The organism is Lysobacter sp. DMC104 (assembly GCF_056313665.1).
Window position 1 is genome coordinate 1 of the sequence record NZ_JBQUZW010000009.1, and the last position, 15,692, is coordinate 15,692.

A 15,692-nucleotide genomic window follows, 5' to 3' on the forward strand; every position below is an offset into this window, starting at 1 on the left:
TTCTTCATGAGTTCTCCTTGGTCTGTCGAGGGTAGAGAACTCACCTCCCGGGCGGCTACATGATTCGTCTCAGGTCACCGCCTCATACTCTGGACTGTCGAATTCCATGCTGTCTAAATTCAGGGCGCGGAGGGCGATCACAGCGCTGTCCGCTATGCGTGCCGCTTGCTTTGTTTCGCCCTGATGGCAGGCATACACGCTTGTCCAGACCAACCGCTCCCGGTCTGACATCTGGTGCCATGGCATGAATGAAGTCATTGTGATCTCCTGAATTGAAAATTCGACGAGCACAACCATGCGGCCTGGAGTGAGAAGCTCTCGCCATCGACCTGACGATCTCCATGTCGAGCTAAGCGTTAACCCGCACAAGCGCCGGCACCACATTACCGGCCGACGGTGAAACAGCGAATTTTCTTATGATATTTCGACAGGAATGACGTCATATGGTATTTCTTTGTCACCGAAATGCTGCCAACTTTCGGCATTCATGCGGGGCCTCTCTCGTAAGCAATGCAAGGATGCCGGCATAACCAAGGGGGGAGGTTGTTCTTGACCGACCTCGGACATAGAGGTACCTGAGCCATCACTGTTCATCAGGAAGTCCACCGCGTGGTCGCAATGGGCAGCGATGAGGTCCCGATGATCCACCAGCCAATCTCCCATCGCAGAATTCGCGCAGTAGCAGTCGAAGGGGCGCGTACCCGTCGCCGCGTCGTTCTCTCTTTCTAACGACAACCGACAGGCTCTGGCCCAGATTTTTCTGCGCCACCGACGTTCGGCACGGCCTCGTGTATAAGAATCCGGCGGTAACGCTGGCCTTCCGCGCACGTTCTTGCCTCTAGGCGTGGCATGCCATTCATCAAGCAGAATCTCCTTGGCCTGCTCCAATTCGACTTTCTTCGGCTGGAAGCTCGGATCCCAACGCAACATTCTTGTTTGGATCAAGTAATGCCAGGTATCGAACTGTTCGCCCGAATAGCCATGAGCATCAGCAAACAGAAGCGCCGCTTCGTTTAGTTCTGCTCTTAGCGCCTTGACCTGCCAATTCCAAGCCATGTCTTGCGCTTCGCGATACAGCATCAGGAGCAATTGCAATGCATCAAGCGTTGCCCGCTTCGCGGTGTCGTTGATGCCATGAGGAAGTTCGCCCAGTCTTTCCAACCATGAGGCTGTGTTTGCATCGTATTCGCTGATCAGGCCGAGCGTCATACCGTGCGATACATCGACAAAATCCAGTCGGACGAGTCCATGCAAGCGCAACAACCTCTGTATGTCTTCACCATCTCGCGCACTTCGCGAGTGACGTGCCCCCAGCAGTTCCCACAGCGGGTGCTTGTAGCTGGCATGTGCACTCCTGTATTTGGCCTTGTCAGGCACGAACTCTGCAAAGTGCCTGAGCAATGACCGCGACGGTGCTACCGCCTGAACGCGATCAGGGTCGTAGCCGTCCAGTTGGATGGACTCGAACCGCCGGCTGACCGAGAGATCCCTGGAGAGAGGATGTCTTGGATGGTTCCGATCGAGTTCGGCGATCTCATCAACGCCGGCGATACGGACGATGTCTCCTAGCCAGTGCCAAGCCTTGGCCCGGGCAACCGGCTCTCTGAACGTTCCTGACGGACGCCCGGTACTTTTAGAGTGTAATGAGTATTTTGTGCTCATCCCGAGGTCGAGATGATGTGGTCTATTGGCGCAAATGTCCATGCATGACCACGACTGACCAAAGAAAATGACTATAAAAAAGTCAACGGCCCGCCAACTTATCCAAGCCGATCTGCTCCAAGTTTTTTTGGAGCGATATGGAGAATTGATGGACGCTGCCGCACTTGGAGCGCTGTTCGGGTTCCCGAGTGACCGTGCATTCCGCCGGGCAGTCGCCAAGGGAGCGCTGCCCATTCCGGTGTTCCGGATACCGGGGCGGCCGGGCGCTCATGCCAGAACCAGAGACGTGGCGGCATGGCTACGCGATGTCGGCCAGTCGGGCTGATGACGCCCCTTTATCTCTACAAGCCGTAAGGAGGAAAGCCGCGGATCGAACGCATCCGCATGAAACAACGAGGCCAGAAACGACAAAGGCCCAAGCGTTGCAGCGCTTGAGCCTCGTCGCATCGGCTTGCCCTGAGGCGCCGAAAGAATTGTCGATGTGAACCCGACAATCGAACGGTACCCCCATCCGGCAACTGCGTCAAGCAGCTGTGGTGGGAGCGTGTGCGCCGCTGAAGGGCAAGGGCCTCAGGACCCAACTCGGTCGCCATATCGGCGACCCCACCTGAGGAACCACCATGAACGTATACAGCGAGGCACAACGCCTGCGCGGCCGACTAGCAGCACCCATCGATCCGACAACCATCGAGGTTATACGCGTGCAGTTGGAGGCACGCACCATCCCCCTATCCTACGGTTCGCATGTGCGCGGGTGGCATCCAGTTCGCCCCGGACATGGATCCATCGCATTCGAGTCGAAGCTTGAGGCTCGTCTGATCACCCGGCTCGCGCAATTGCCAGAGCTGGTGTCCATCGTTTCGCAGCCCATCACGGTGCACTACCGGCAAGCCGGTACCTGGCGGCGCTACACCCCTGATTTTCTTGTCGAGTTGTCGTCAGTGCCGATTGAGCTGGCTGCGCTTGGATTCTGGCGGCGCACGCTCGTCGAGGTAAAGCAGCTCAATCGTGCCCTCCAGGCAGAGGCGAACTTAGTCCACCAGTTTGCTGCCGCATGCCTGGCCACTGGCCATCCCATCGCCTTGGTGACGCAGGTGGACATGTCACCCGAGACCAGGGAGGCGCGCCATGCTGCATGAGCTCAAGCCCGGTTGCCACGTGGTCTACCATGGCATGCTCGGCATGCTTGAGGAGTTCGTCCGGCACGATAGCGCTCTAGTGCGGCTGGAAGAGGACGGCGGCATTGTCGAGGTGCCTCGTGCCGCGTTGATCGCCTTGGCAGCGCCCGACAAGACGCTGGACAGGATTGAGCTGAACCGGATCGATCCTGTGGTGTGGAAGCAGGCAGAAGCTCGGGCCAAGGCTGTGCGTGAAGTGATGGCATGCCTCGAAGGGCGTACGCAATTGGCTAGGCGGAAAGCGCGAGAGCTGCGTCTCAGCGAACGCCAGTTCTGGCGAATGCTCGCGGACTACCAGCGCCACAGGATGGTCAGCGCAATGATCACGAAGGTCGGCGGACGACGCGTCGGCACTACGATTCTGGACGCTGAGGTCGAGCACATTATCGCCAAGCGCTACGAGTCAGATTACCTGCAGCGTGAACGCCCCACGATTAAGGCATTGTTCGAACGGATCGCAGCCGATTGTCGCCAGGCCGGAAGGAAGCCTCCGACACAGGCCACCGTTCGGCGACGGGTGGCTCGATTGGCGGGGCGTGTGGCCCTGCTGAAGCGCGAAGGCAGCAAGCGCGCCAAGTACAACTATGACCCGATGCCGGGCCACGTGGAGGTTTCACGCCGGTTGGAGCGGGTTGAGATCGACCATACACCGCTGGACATGTTTGCCCTGTCTGACGACGTGCTGTGCGCGTACGTCGGTCGACCTTGGCTGACAGTCGCAATCGATGTCTTCACGCGCTGTGTACTCGGCATCCATATCGGATTCGAACCGCCAAGTGCGCTGTCAGTGGCACTGTGCCTGACTCACGCAGTCCTGCCCAAGTCACCGGCCGAAGAGGTCGGCGTGCCCCTGGACTGGATCATGCATGGGCTACCGAGGGAAATCGTGGTCGACAACGGCAAGGACTTCCAGTCCGAAGCGTTCCGCCGCGGTTGTGGCGAATACGGCATCCAGCTCAGCTACCGACCTGTAGGATCACCGCATTATGGCGGCACCATCGAGCGCCTGATCGGCACGATGGTCGGGCAATGCCATCTTTTGCCCGGCACGACCAAGAACTCGATCAAAGCCAAGGGTGACTACAACCCGCAGATGCACGCGACAATGACGCTCAGCCAAGTGCGTCGCTGGTTCGTCGAGCAGTTGCTCGGGCGTTACCACACAAGGGAGCACCGGATACTGCGCGTCCCGCCGCTGGTGGCATGGCAGCAGGCAGCGAACCACGAGGAGGGTAACGACAATGCTGCCCACTAACCCTCTTGAATTCCTGGCAGCGTTCTTGCCCGGCGAAGACCGCGTGCTGACCCGCACAGGAGTCGAGATTCATCGGCTGCAGTTCTGGGCCGACGGACTCGAAGTGTGGGTGGGGCAGCGCGCCACGGTCCGGGTGCACTACGACCCGCGCGACATTACCTATGTGTACGTACGCACGCCAGTCGGAACGTTGATCAGGGCGAACGTCACCACGCCCGGCGTGAAGGCGATCTCACTCGCGGAGTGGTCGGCGCGCCGCCAGCATGAGCGCGCCTTGTCTTGCAATCCGAGCCTGACAAAACAGGCGGACGAAAGCCTGCGGCGCAATGACGAGAGCATCAAGCAAACCAAGATATCGCGCGCCGTCAAGCGTCGTCAGGCCACGGCCGCGGCAGGTGATCGCTATCGCGATAAGTCCAGCCCCACGCCGCACGAAACTCATGAAGGACCTGAAGCCCTCCCGATGCTTGCCGGGATAACCCAATCTTTTGCCGTCGAGGAACTCGACTATGATCTTTGACAGCCACGACACAACGGAAACTGCCCCGTCCACGACAGCTGCCGTGATGTCACCGGACGCCGTCTTGCCGGGGAATCGCTTGCATCCGGCGGCAGAGCGGGCACTGCAGTCCGGGACGCGCGACCGGATGGTGATGGCGATCCGTGACCATGTCATCCACTACCCCGCACTGGACCAGATCATCACCGAGGCCGAATGGATGGTGTACGAACCGCGCCAGACCCGCGCCCGCGGGCTGATCGTGGTGGCCAATCGCGGCAATGGCAAGACCAGCCTCTCCAGGCTGATTCACGGCCGCTTCGATGCCTACGACAGCCCCGGCCTGCCGTGCGTATTGCGCATCTCGATCTCCGGTGTGCGCGATGCCCGTTCTCTGTACGGGCGCATCCTGGAGGAACTCGGCAGTCCGGCACGCATCTCCCATCGCCTTAGCGACCGAGAACTGCTCGTCCAACGACTATTGCGCGAAGTCGACTGCCGCCTGCTTGTTCTGGACGAAGTGCAGGATGTGCTGTTGGGCAGCGATCGCGAACAGCAGCGTGCGCTGGAAGGAATCAAATTGTTGATGAACGAATTGAGCCTGCCGATCCTCGCCTTCGGTACGGACAGGGCTGGACAAGGGTTCGGCGCGGATCCGCACCTGCAGGCGCGCTTCAGCCACTTCGCAATGCCGACCTGGAAGGCGGACAACACGCTGGCCAATTTTCTCGCGACGTACGAACGCCTTTTACCGCTCAAAGAGCCCTCGAACTTGGCGGCAGCGGAGAAAGTCGCATACCTAGCAAGAATGAGCGAAGGCGTACTCGGCAAGATCGTCACGCGGGTGCAGAATGCGGCCCTTGCGGCCATCGTCGACGGCACCGAGCACATCACCATCGCGCACCTAAAGGCCGCGGTCACACGACCGGCGGTGTGCGGGCTGCGCCCGGACAACGCGGACTGCTAAGCCATGGCCAGAGCGTCCCTATGCCTGCGCGTCGACTCGCCATATCCTGGCGAGTCGATGTCATCATTTCTATCAAGGGCAGCGCAGTTCTATGCCATGCCGGCACCCGCCCTGCTCAAAGAGTTGTTGCAGGGGCGGAGCTGGTCGAGCACCGAACGTCGGGACCTTGACCTCGCGCCTTCGCCGGTGCTGTTGCAACGACTGTCGGAGACTGTTCGTAACTGGCAGCCACTGATCGAGGAACCGCAGGGGTTCATGAGCTGGACCCTCGCACAACGCTGGCGCCACGCCTACTGCCCAACCTGCTTCTTGGAAGATCTAGCAGCGGGGCGAACACCGTACTTTCGTAACGACTGGATCCCGGCACTGGTGACGACGTGTTGGAAGCACGGCACCCCACTGTTCGATTGGGAGATGGTGCGTTCCGGTGGGTGGCGTTACTGGCCGCAAACTTGACTGCACAAAGAGCGCGTGGCCCGGGACATCCCGGCTTTCATGCAGAGCCACCTCGACTTGGTGAAGCAGTTGGGGAGCCCAGCTGAGTCGGTCGTCGACGTCGGTGGTCGGATGCCGGCCTCCGAGGCACTCGCCTACCTGCACCAATTGCAAACTCTGGTCGAGAAGCCTGCAGGAATACCGATGCCGCGGCCCGAATCGTTCAGGACGGACTTGGGGGCGCTACGTTCTATCGCCCGGGAACTCGTGCGGTTCGTCTCCAGGTATCAAGACCAGCACAGAGAGCCACCCATCGCGACGGTGATTTGCCCGCCAGAAGCCTCGGACTGGATCGCGCCGATCCCCCCCAGTGCGGCCCGGCGTAGGTGGGAGTACACAGAGTTCGGGATACGGCAGACGGGTTGCATCCGTTGGCGGCGGTGTTACGCCTTGTTCACCGCCCGGACCCTGCTGGGGATGGAGCGGTTCAGGTTCCTTTTCCCGCCAGCGCCTTCGACAGCGTTCTCTCCATGGCGGGAGTGGTGGCTGGAGTGGGTACGACCGCGATTAGGTACCGAGCAGCAAGGTTCACTGGACTGGTATCGGCAATCGGTGCTTTGTGATGACTAGGGTTGCTGCGGCGAATCCTTTTAAGTAATTGAATTACAATCATTTTTGATCAACGGAAACGGCTCAACTGACACGGTTAAGCACGCGCTGACATGGTCAATTGGTTTGCTGACACCGTTAAGTGTTCTCGACACATCAGATGGCTTTCCGTTCCATGAATGGAACACAGGGAACTCCGCGCGGCTTTAGCACTCCAAGGACCCGACTGCTAACATCCATGACCATGACCCAGACCAACGCACCCACCGCCCTGATTCCCAACAGCCTGCCGGTCCCCGCGTTGAACGGCCTGAGCGCGCTCGGCTCGCTTGAGGCCTACGTCGGCGCCGTGCACCAGATCCCGGTCCTGTCGGCCGAGGACGAGCAGGCCCTCGCCCGCCGCTACCACGAACAGAACGACCTCGACGCCGCCCGCGAACTGGTGCTGTCGCACCTGCGCTTCGTGGTCCACGTCGCCCGCGGCTACAACGGCTACGGCCTGCAACTGTCGGACCTCATCCAGGAAGGCAACATCGGCCTGATGAAGGCGGTGAAGCGCTTCGATCCCGCGATCGGCGTGCGCCTGGTGTCGTTCGCGGTGCACTGGATCCGCGCCGAGATGCACGAGTTCATCATCAAGAACTGGCGCATCGTGAAGGTCGCGACCACGAAGGCGCAGCGCAAGCTGTTCTTCAACCTGCGCCGCAGCAAGACCCGCCTGGGCTGGCTCAACGCCGAGGAAGTGCGCAACGTCGCCAAGGATCTCAACGTCTCCGAGCGCGAAGTGCTGGAGATGGAAGCGCGCCTGTCCGGCCGCGACATCGGCTTCGACGCCCCGGACGACGCGGACGACGACCACGCCCCGCCGGCGCCCTCGGCCTACCTCGTCGCCGAAGGCGAAGATCCGGCCCAGGCCTACGAGGCCGCCGACAGCGAGGCCGACCAGCTGGAACTGCTGCGCGAAGGCCTCGCCCGCCTCGACGCCCGCTCGCGCGACATCGTCAAGCGCCGCTGGCTGGAGCCGGACAGCAAGGTCACGCTGCAGGAACTGGCCGACCAGTACGGCGTCTCCGCCGAGCGCATCCGCCAGATCGAGGCCAACGCGCTGAAGAAGATGAAGGCGCTGTTCGCGGCCTGATCCGCAACGGCATCGCCGGCACCACATCACGAAGACACGACGACGGCCCGGGCTACCGGGCCGTCGTCGTTTCCGGGCCCCGCGCTGGCCGGTCGGGGGACTTGATCCTGTCCGGCGCCGGATTGCGCTGAAGGACATACGGGACGGATGCGGGCACGCGCTCGCGGACCGTCCCGCGTCCGCACCCGTGCGTGGCAGTGCGCTCCCTCGACGCGCTGCCGTCCGCCGGCCACCGGACGGAAACGCCCGTCCTTCCATCGCGTACCCCAAGGAGCCCCGCCATGCGATCCACCCTGCTCTCCCTCGCCGCCTCCGCCGCGCTCGGCGCCTCGCTGCTGCTGCCCGCCCCGGCCGCGCACGCCGGCAACGTCACCAACGCCCAGCTCGGCTGCTACGTCGACACCTACGCCTACGACTACGCCGAGATCGGCGAGTGCTACGGCGTGTGGACGCCGTCGACCGCCAACAATCCGAGCGTCGCCGTGTTCCAGGTCGTCGGCCTGACCGCCGGCAGCTACACCTTCTACTGGACCGATCTCGCCACCGGCCAGACCGGCATCTGCCCCACCGGCAACATCAGCTGCCTGCGCACGATCCGCGTCGGCCAGAGCAAGAGCGTGATGGTCACCGTGGTCGACAACGCGACCGGTGCCAGCAAGACGGTGTCGGCGACGGCGTACTACGAGGACGGCTGGAACTGATCGCGGCACGCACCCTCGCGTGATCCGGCGGCCCGGGAAACCGGGCCGTCGTCGTTTGGGGCCTCCCGACGCTGGCGACACGCGCCATTCACCGCGTTCCACGTCGCAGGTCTCAATCGCGGCGACGTCGCGTGGTTACGCTGCACGGGCCCGCGACGGACGCGGGCGTTCCCCCGACTCTTACATTGGAGGTAAGCGATGAAACTGCTGAATGGGCCGCTCGGCTTCACCCTGCTGGCCGCTGCCCTGCTGGCCGGCCATGCCGAACCCGCACGCGCCGGCGACGTGAGCAACGCCCGCGTGGACTGCTACGTCGACACCTACGCGTACGATGTGCCGACCGCAGGCGATTGCTATTCGGTGTGGACGCCGGGCACGGCCAACAATCCGTCCGTCGCCGTGTTCACGGTCGCCGGCCTGCCCGCGGGCAGCTATTCGTACCAGTGGCGGAACCTCGAGACCGGCGGCACGATCTGCGGCAATCAGGCTTACTGCCTGGTGTCGATCGCCACCGAAACCCGCGGCGACGGCTACGCCGCAGCGTCGGTGACGGTGACCGATACCCAGACCGGCGCACAGAAGTCGTCGACCGCCGAAGCCTATTACTTCGACGGCTACAACTGACGGCTGCGAGGGCAGCCGGAACCGATCACGGCAGGTTGCATCGCAGGATCGGGCGGCCCGGGCGACCGGGCCGTCGTGCCCGACAGGTGACGCCACCACCGCATCCGGACTAGGCTGGCATCGTTCATCCCCGGAGGCGACATGGACGACCGGATGCGGATCGCGCTGTTGATCGATGCGGACAATGCGTCCGCCTCGACGCTCGAATATGTGCTCGGCGAGATCGCAAGCCTCGGCGTGGCGAATGTCCGCCGCGCCTACGGCGACTGGGCCAGCGGCTCGCTGAAGTCGTGGCGCGACGCGCTGCTGGACAACGCGATCCAGCCGATGCAGCAGATCGCGTACTCGAAGAAAGGCAACGCCTCGGACATGGCGATGATCGTCGACGCGATGGACCTGCTCTACACCGGGCGGTTCGATGCCTTCGCGCTGATGTCGAGCGACTCCGACTTCACGCCGCTGGCGATGCGATTGCGCGCCGCCAACATGCAGGTCTTCGGCTTCGGGAAGGCGAACACGCCCATCGCCTTCAAGGCGGCCTGTTCGACGTTCTTCCTGGTGGATGCGGCCGATGACGCCGCGCCGGAGGAAACGCAGGCGACGCCGGCCATGCATTCTCCCGTCGAGGCCGCGAAACATGTCGCCGAGCCGGTCGTGACGGCCACGACAGAGGTCGCTGCGACGGCGACGAAATCCGCTGCGCAGCCCGCACGCCCGAAGCCATCGCCTGCCCAGCCGCCTGCAAAGCGCTCCGGCGCCCAGTTGCGCAGCGACACGGCGCTGGTGAACCTGCTCCTGGGCGCGATGGAAGCCGCGAAGGGCGAGGACGGCTGGTCCAAGTTGAGCAAGGTCGGCAATCACATCGCCAACCGCGGATCATTCACGCCGAAGAACTACGGGTACCGGACGCTCAAACCGCTGATCGTGGCCACGGAACTGTTCACTCTGCATCCCGACGGGAACCACATCCGCGCCAAGGGCGCGAAAGGCGCGAAGAAAAAGCCGGGCACGAAGTCCTGACGCCACCGCAAGAATCGGATATCGCGCAAGCGCACCGGCGCACATCCTGCGCGCACCCCTTCCCGGAGTGCCGCCATGTCCTTCCAGATCCATGCCCTGCCACTCGATGCGTTCGCGCCGCTGTTCGCGCTGTCCGACGATGACCTGCGTGCCCGCAACGCGCGCCGCGTGGTCGCCGACGGGCGGCCGGTATATCCCTGCCGCGTCAGCCTGCAGGACGCGACCGAAGGCGAACGCCTGCTGTTGCTGCCGCACGACCACCACGCCGTCGACACGCCGTATCGCGCGTCGGGGCCGGTGTACGTGCGCGAGGCCGCGATGCAGGCGATGCCCGCGATCGACGAGATCCCCGCACTGCTGCGCACGCGGCTGCTGTCGCTGCGCGCCTACGATGCCCGCGGCATGATGGTCTGGGCCGACGTGCGCCCGGGCACCGAGGCGGAAACGGCGATCGAGGAACTGTTCGCGATCGAACGCACCGCCTACCTGCACCTGCACTACGCCAAGCCCGGCTGCTACGCCTGTCGCGTCGTGCGCGCATGAGGCGAACGTGCCGCGCAGCGCGCGTCAATCACGACCGAGGATGATCCGGGCGCTGCGCTGGTAGCTCCAGTACGCCTGCGCCCAGTCGATCAGCACGACGAGGCGGTTGCGGAAGCCGATCAGGAAGAACACATGCGCGGCCAGCCAGAACCACCACGCGAGCAGGCCCGACAGCCGCAGGCCATGCACGTCGACCACCGCGGCCATGCGGCCGATGGTGGCGAGATTGCCGAAGTCGCGGTAGCGGAACGGCGGCGGCGTGCCGCCGCGCAGTCGCGTGCGGATCGACCGGCCGAGATAGCGGCCCATCTGCTTGGCCGCCGGCGCCACGCCCGGCACCGGCTTGCCGTCGCACTGCACGGCGGCGAGATCGCCGGCGACGAAGACGTCCGGATGCCCGGGCACGGACAGATCCGGCTGCACCGGCACGCGACCGGCGCGATCCAGCGGCACGCCGAGGTCGCGCGCCAGCGGTGACGCGGCGACGCCCGCGGCCCACAGCACCGTGCGCGCGGCGATACGCTCGTCTCCCAATTGCACGCCGGCGTCGTCGATCGCGGCCACCGGCACGCCGGTGCGCACCTCGACGCCGAGCCGCGCCAGCTGCCGGCGCGCCTTTTCCGACAATGCTTCCGGAAAGGTCGACAGCACCCGCGGACCGGCTTCGAGCAGCAGCACTCGCGCCTGCCGCGGATCGACGCGGCGGAATTCGCCGTGCAGCGTGTGGCGCGCGATCTCGGCCAGCGTGCCGGCCAGTTCGACACCGGTGGGGCCACCGCCGACGATCGCGAACGTCAGCCACGCCGCGCGCGCGGCGGGATCGTCCTCGGCCTCGGCGCGCTCGAACGCGAGCAGGATGCGGCGGCGGATCTCCAGCGCGTCGTCCAGCGTCTTCAGGCCCGGCGCATGCGGCGACCAGTCGTCGTGGCCGAAATAGGCGTGGGTGGCGCCGGTGGCGAGCACGAGCGTGTCGTAGTCGAGCGTCCGGCCGTCGGCGAGTGCGAGGCGATGCGCGTCGGGATCGAGCCGCGCGACCTCGCCGAGCAGGACGGTGACGTTCTGCTGCCGGCGCAGGATGTGGCGCAGCGGCGCGGCGATGTTGGGCGCGGACAGGCCCGCGGTCGCGACCTGGTACAGCAGCGGCTGGAACAGATGGTGATTGCCGCGGTCCAGCAGCGTGATCCGCACCGGCGCGCCGCGCAGCGCGCGTGCCGCCCACAACCCGGCGAACCCGCCGCCGACGATCACCACATGAGGCACCGCATCCATCCGCCGCTCCTGCCGCCGCGGCGCCGTCGCCGCGGTGCGCATTGTCGCGCATCGCGGGCAACGGGTGGGACGGTCAGCGCGCGCCTTGTGCGATCGGCGCCTGCTGCGGCTGCTGGCGTTCCTGCGCCTGCTGGATGGCGACGTTCTGCGCGACCTGCACGGTCTGTTCGCTGCTTTCGCGGATCGGCTGCTGCACGGCCTGGCGCGTGGCGACGCCGTCGGTGTTGCGGTTGAGCTCCGGCTGATCGCCCATCGCGCTGAACTGCACCGCGCGCGCCATCGAACCGTCGCGGCTGAGATCGACGCGATCGACCTGGGTCAGGCGCTCGCGGACGGCCTCGACGGTGAGCGCGCCGGCGAGGTTGCGGCTGTGCTCGCCATGCGGCAGGTGGCGGGCGTTCTCGGCCTCGTACACCTTCTCCAGCGTCTGCCGGAAGGTGCGGTTGTTGGGGTGGTCCGGATGCGTGACCAATTCGCGGCCAGCCTCTTCGGCGGCGGCGCGCGTGCGCGGGCCGAGCGTGCCGGTCGGCTCGATGCCGTGGTCGCGCTGGAAGGCGCGGGTCGCGTGCTCGGTGTTCGGGCCGAACTTGTTGTCGACCGCCAGCGGGCGACCGTCGGCGCCGCGGTAGCCCATGTCGGCGAGCATGCGCTGGTACTGGCCGACTTCCGGCGCGGTCTCGCCGCGACGCAGGACGTTGTCGGCCATGGCGTCGCTGCGCGCGGGTGCGGCCGGGTGTGCGGCCGGGTGTGCGTCGGGCTGGGCGCGGGCGGCCTCGGCCGGCGGGCGCTGCGGATCCGCATGCGCGGGCTGGGCCGGGGACGGCGTCTGCGCCGGCGCGGCCTGCGGATGCGCGGGCTGTGCGGGCGTCGGCTGGGCGGCCTGCGGGTGCGCGTCCGGCTGCGCCGGGGTCGGCTGGGCCTGGCCCTGGGTGCGCTGGCGACCGTTCCAGAATGCCTCGGGATCGGTCAGCTGGCCCTGCGGGTCTCGGATCTGGTAGTGGACGTGCTGGGCGTACTGGTTCGGGCCGTCGGGACCGCGGCCGCCCATCGTGCCGATGGGATCGCCCGCCTCGACCCGCGTCGGCGGGTTGGTCACCCGCACCGACCGCGAATCCATGTGCAGGATCTCGTGCATGTTGCCCTGGTCGTCGCGGATCTTCACGGTGCCGTACTGGCCCTGGCCTTCGCCGTAGACCACTGTGCCGCTGACCGGCGAGCGCACGACCGGATGTTCGAGGTTCCGGCCGCTCTGGCCGCCGGTGTAGTTGAAGTCGACGCCGCCGTGGTTGTCGGGATGCCCGTTGAGCATCCGCTGGCCGTAGTGGCTGGTGAGGTGCGGCGCAGTGCCGGCCTGCGTCGGCAGCATGGTGCGCATCGTCTCGTCGAACGTGTGCGCGCCCTGCGCGGGCTGCGCCGGGGTCGGCTGCGCCTGCGGCGGCTGCGGCTGGGCCTGCTGTGGCTGCGGCTGCGCGGGATCGGCCGGCGTCGGCTGGGCCTGCGTACGTTCACGCGCGGCGGTGCCGATCGCCTGGCGGGTGGCGTCGTCGGCGATGCCGGTGGGCGGCAACTGGTGGCCGGTCTGGAAATCGCGGACCGCGGCTTCGGTCTGCGCGCCGTAGAAGCCGGTGGGACCGATCGGCCGATTCTGGTTGTCGCGGAACTGCACGCCCAGGGTCGCGAGGTCCTGCTGCAGCGCGCGCACGGGCTCACCGCGCTCGCCACGCTGCAAGCGGCCGTCGGCCAGCGGGTCGTTCGACGCATGCGGCTGCGCGGGCGTCGGCTGCTGGCCGGGGGTCGGCTGCTGGCCCGGCGTCTGCGCCAGCCCGGGCACCTGGTCGGAATACTGCCGGTACGGGGCCAACTGCTGGCCCATGCGGTCGTAGGCCTCGCGCACGGTCAGCACGCGGTCGCCGTCCATGTACAGGCCGGGATTGCGGCTGACGACGGTCTGCGACAGCAGGCCGTTGTCGGTCACCAGCGCGTCGGGATGCTCGGAATACGCGCGCAGGAACCGCGGGCCGGCGGTGCCGCCGAGGTTGTGCATGGCGTAGACGTTCGCATCGGCATTGGGACCGGCGAAATCGCGGACGGCGGCGAGGTTCTCGCGGGTGAACTCGGCCAGCATCGCGGCCTGCAGGTCGCGGTTGGTGCGCAGCTCGGGGGCGTTGGCCTGCTCGCGCGTCATCGTCGCGGCGCCTTCCACCCCGTGCTGCGCACCGTAGCGGTTGATCATCGTCTGCCAGGTGCCGTCCAGGAACTGGCCGTACCCGTAGGCGGAGGACATCGCCATCGTGCCGTCGAACTGGCGGACGGTGTTCTGCTCGGGATGCCGGCTGGAAACCGGTCGCGCCGCGTCGTTGAACCCGTGCGATTCGAAGCCCGCGATGCGGATCATCACGCCCGGGTCGATGCCGGCATTGTTGGCGGCGGTGACCAGGCGCTCGCGCGCTTCGTCGAACCGTTCCTGGACGCGATCCTGGTTGGCCATGGCAGATCCTTGCTGGAAACCTTGAAGTGAAAGGGGTGATCAGTGACTGGCGGGCACGGGATAGCGGCCGCCGGCCGGGTCGAACTGGATCGTGCTGCGGCCTCCGCCGCCGCCACGCGTGGTGACGATCAACGGATAGTGCTCGGCCGCGGGGTCGCTGGTGTCGAAGGCGATGTCGTGGTGCACGTCCTGCGCGTTCTCCTCGACGTCGGGAACGGTGGCGACCCGCGCCACCTTGCCGCCGACCGGCGCATAGACGGCGTGCGTCGACACTTCCACGCCCTGCCAGATGCCGCCGTCCACCATCGTCCAGCCGTAGACGTCGCGGCCCATGCGCTCCAGCCGGGCGGTGGCGCAGGCGCAATCGCCATTGGTGCCGATGGTCTCGTCGTTGGTACCGGCGACCAGCGACCAGCCGCCGCCAGGCTGCAGCCCGACCACGAACAGGCCGACCATGCCCGGGTCGGTCGAGGCATACGTGTACTTGCGCGGGCTCTGGTCGAAGTCCTGCACGCTGCCGGCGAGGAACAGCAGCTGCCGCCCCGCGCTGGTTTCCACGACGCTGGGCGTGCCCGGGCGCAGGCAGTAGTCGGTGGTTTCGCCGTTCTCGTCCAGCGTGGTCGGCCAGCAGTCGCGGGCCGCGTCGTAATGGTCGCCGTAGCGCGAGCGCATCACCTCGCGGACGATCGCGCGGTGGTCGGTCGCGGGCGCCGGGGCTTCGCCCGGGAAGGCCTTGCCGAAGGCCGGATCGACGATCTTCACCAGCGTCCAGCACCCGGCGTCGCGGCGGAAGACATAGCGCAGCTGGGCGTCGGTGTCGGGCTTCTCCAGCACGATGGTGGTGCGGTCGCCGGTGGTGCCGACCTCGCGATACTGCAGGCCGTCGCGCCGTTGCGCGGCGCGGTCGGGCATCACCGGGAAATGCAGCTTGTCGCGGGACAGCGGTTCCACCGACTCGGCCGGCTCCGGCTGCGCGTTCATGTCGACGAACGCGGTGTCGACCGTCGGCGCGGTGAAGGTCTGCTGGAGCGCCGGGTCGTCGGCGAAGGCGGCGACGAAGCCGGCGATGTCGGTCGCCGGGCAGGCGGTCGCACCGGCGGCGGACGGGGCCTGCGCGCCGGGCTTGCCGGTGCCGGCATCGCAGGCGCCGACCACGGTGATCAGGGCGGAGAGGCAGAGGGCGCGGAGCGCGCGGCCCCGGGAATCGGCAGTCGGTGACATCAGTGTCGTGGATCCGGTGGGGAGAGGTCTCGGGCCACCGGCGATCCCCCTCGCCCACGGCCTCTGTCGGCAGAGTAGCAGAC

15 protein-coding genes are annotated in these 15,692 nt (G+C 66.0%); 10 read left to right on the plus strand and 5 right to left on the minus strand.

Annotated features, from left to right (window positions below):
• Positions 1-69: 69 nt before the first annotated feature.
• Together ACT53R_RS12370 and ACT53R_RS12375 are read right to left on the minus strand one after the other, a co-directional pair.
• The gene (locus ACT53R_RS12370) at positions 70-258 is read right to left on the minus strand and encodes a hypothetical protein (protein WP_476172189.1); all 189 of its coding nucleotides are present in this window, start codon (positions 256-258) and stop codon (positions 70-72) included.
• Between the two features lie 156 nt (positions 259-414).
• Positions 415-1,662 (minus strand): hypothetical protein, encoded by a 1,248-nt coding sequence (locus ACT53R_RS12375; RefSeq protein WP_476172190.1) that lies wholly within the window; start codon positions 1,660-1,662, stop codon positions 415-417.
• 620 nt (positions 1,663-2,282) lie between these two features.
• Here ACT53R_RS12375 and ACT53R_RS12380 point away from each other — a divergent pair.
• The 10 genes from ACT53R_RS12380 to ACT53R_RS12425 all read left to right on the plus strand — a co-directional run bounded on the left by ACT53R_RS12380 (position 2,283) and on the right by ACT53R_RS12425 (position 10,631).
• Positions 2,283-2,801 carry a Tn7 transposase TnsA N-terminal domain-containing protein gene (locus ACT53R_RS12380; RefSeq protein ID WP_476172191.1) on the plus strand — a complete coding sequence of 173 codons (519 nt, stop codon included), beginning with the start codon at positions 2,283-2,285 and terminating at the stop codon, positions 2,799-2,801.
• Entirely contained in the window at positions 2,791-4,095 is a 1,305-nt protein-coding gene (locus tag ACT53R_RS12385; RefSeq protein ID WP_476172192.1) for a DDE-type integrase/transposase/recombinase, read from the plus strand. Before ACT53R_RS12380 ends, ACT53R_RS12385 begins: the two co-directional genes overlap by 11 nt.
• Positions 4,082-4,615 (plus strand): Mu transposase C-terminal domain-containing protein, encoded by a 534-nt coding sequence (locus ACT53R_RS12390; protein WP_476172193.1) that lies wholly within the window; start codon positions 4,082-4,084, stop codon positions 4,613-4,615. The genes ACT53R_RS12385 and ACT53R_RS12390 overlap by 14 nt, the downstream gene beginning before the upstream one ends.
• Positions 4,605-5,561, plus strand: coding sequence for a TniB family NTP-binding protein (locus tag ACT53R_RS12395; protein ID WP_476172194.1), 957 nt, complete (start codon positions 4,605-4,607; stop codon positions 5,559-5,561). Before ACT53R_RS12390 ends, ACT53R_RS12395 begins: the two co-directional genes overlap by 11 nt.
• 3 nt (positions 5,562-5,564) lie before the next feature.
• Positions 5,565-6,017, plus strand: coding sequence for a TniQ family protein (locus tag ACT53R_RS12400; protein ID WP_476172195.1), 453 nt, complete (start codon positions 5,565-5,567; stop codon positions 6,015-6,017).
• A gap of 832 nt (positions 6,018-6,849) precedes the next feature.
• Positions 6,850-7,743 carry an RNA polymerase sigma factor RpoH gene (gene rpoH, locus ACT53R_RS12405; protein WP_476172358.1) on the plus strand — a complete coding sequence of 298 codons (894 nt, stop codon included), beginning with the start codon at positions 6,850-6,852 and terminating at the stop codon, positions 7,741-7,743.
• Positions 7,744-8,024: 281 nt separating this feature from the next.
• Complete coding sequence (locus ACT53R_RS12410; RefSeq protein ID WP_476172196.1) at positions 8,025-8,444, plus strand: hypothetical protein; 420 nt, start codon at positions 8,025-8,027, stop codon at positions 8,442-8,444.
• Between the two features lie 198 nt (positions 8,445-8,642).
• Positions 8,643-9,068, plus strand: a complete 426-nt coding sequence (locus tag ACT53R_RS12415) for a hypothetical protein (protein WP_476172197.1) — start codon at positions 8,643-8,645, stop codon at positions 9,066-9,068.
• Between the two features lie 141 nt (positions 9,069-9,209).
• Positions 9,210-10,088 (plus strand): NYN domain-containing protein, encoded by an 879-nt coding sequence (locus ACT53R_RS12420; RefSeq protein ID WP_476172198.1) that lies wholly within the window; start codon positions 9,210-9,212, stop codon positions 10,086-10,088.
• Between the two features lie 75 nt (positions 10,089-10,163).
• Positions 10,164-10,631 carry a DUF1203 domain-containing protein gene (locus ACT53R_RS12425; RefSeq protein WP_476172199.1) on the plus strand — a complete coding sequence of 156 codons (468 nt, stop codon included), beginning with the start codon at positions 10,164-10,166 and terminating at the stop codon, positions 10,629-10,631.
• A 24-nt stretch (positions 10,632-10,655) separates the two neighbouring features.
• On the opposite strand, the gene ACT53R_RS12430 is transcribed toward ACT53R_RS12425, so the two are convergent.
• From ACT53R_RS12430 to ACT53R_RS12440, 3 genes are all read right to left on the minus strand, one after another.
• Positions 10,656-11,900: an NAD(P)/FAD-dependent oxidoreductase gene (locus tag ACT53R_RS12430; RefSeq protein WP_476172200.1), complete on the minus strand. Its 1,245-nt coding sequence runs from the start codon at positions 11,898-11,900 to the stop codon at positions 10,656-10,658.
• A 73-nt stretch (positions 11,901-11,973) separates the two neighbouring features.
• The gene (locus ACT53R_RS12435) at positions 11,974-14,388 is read right to left on the minus strand and encodes a peptidoglycan-binding protein (RefSeq protein ID WP_476172201.1); all 2,415 of its coding nucleotides are present in this window, start codon (positions 14,386-14,388) and stop codon (positions 11,974-11,976) included.
• Positions 14,389-14,427: 39 nt separating this feature from the next.
• Entirely contained in the window at positions 14,428-15,609 is a 1,182-nt protein-coding gene (locus tag ACT53R_RS12440; protein WP_476172202.1) for a hypothetical protein, read from the minus strand.
• Positions 15,610-15,692 lie beyond the last annotated feature (83 nt).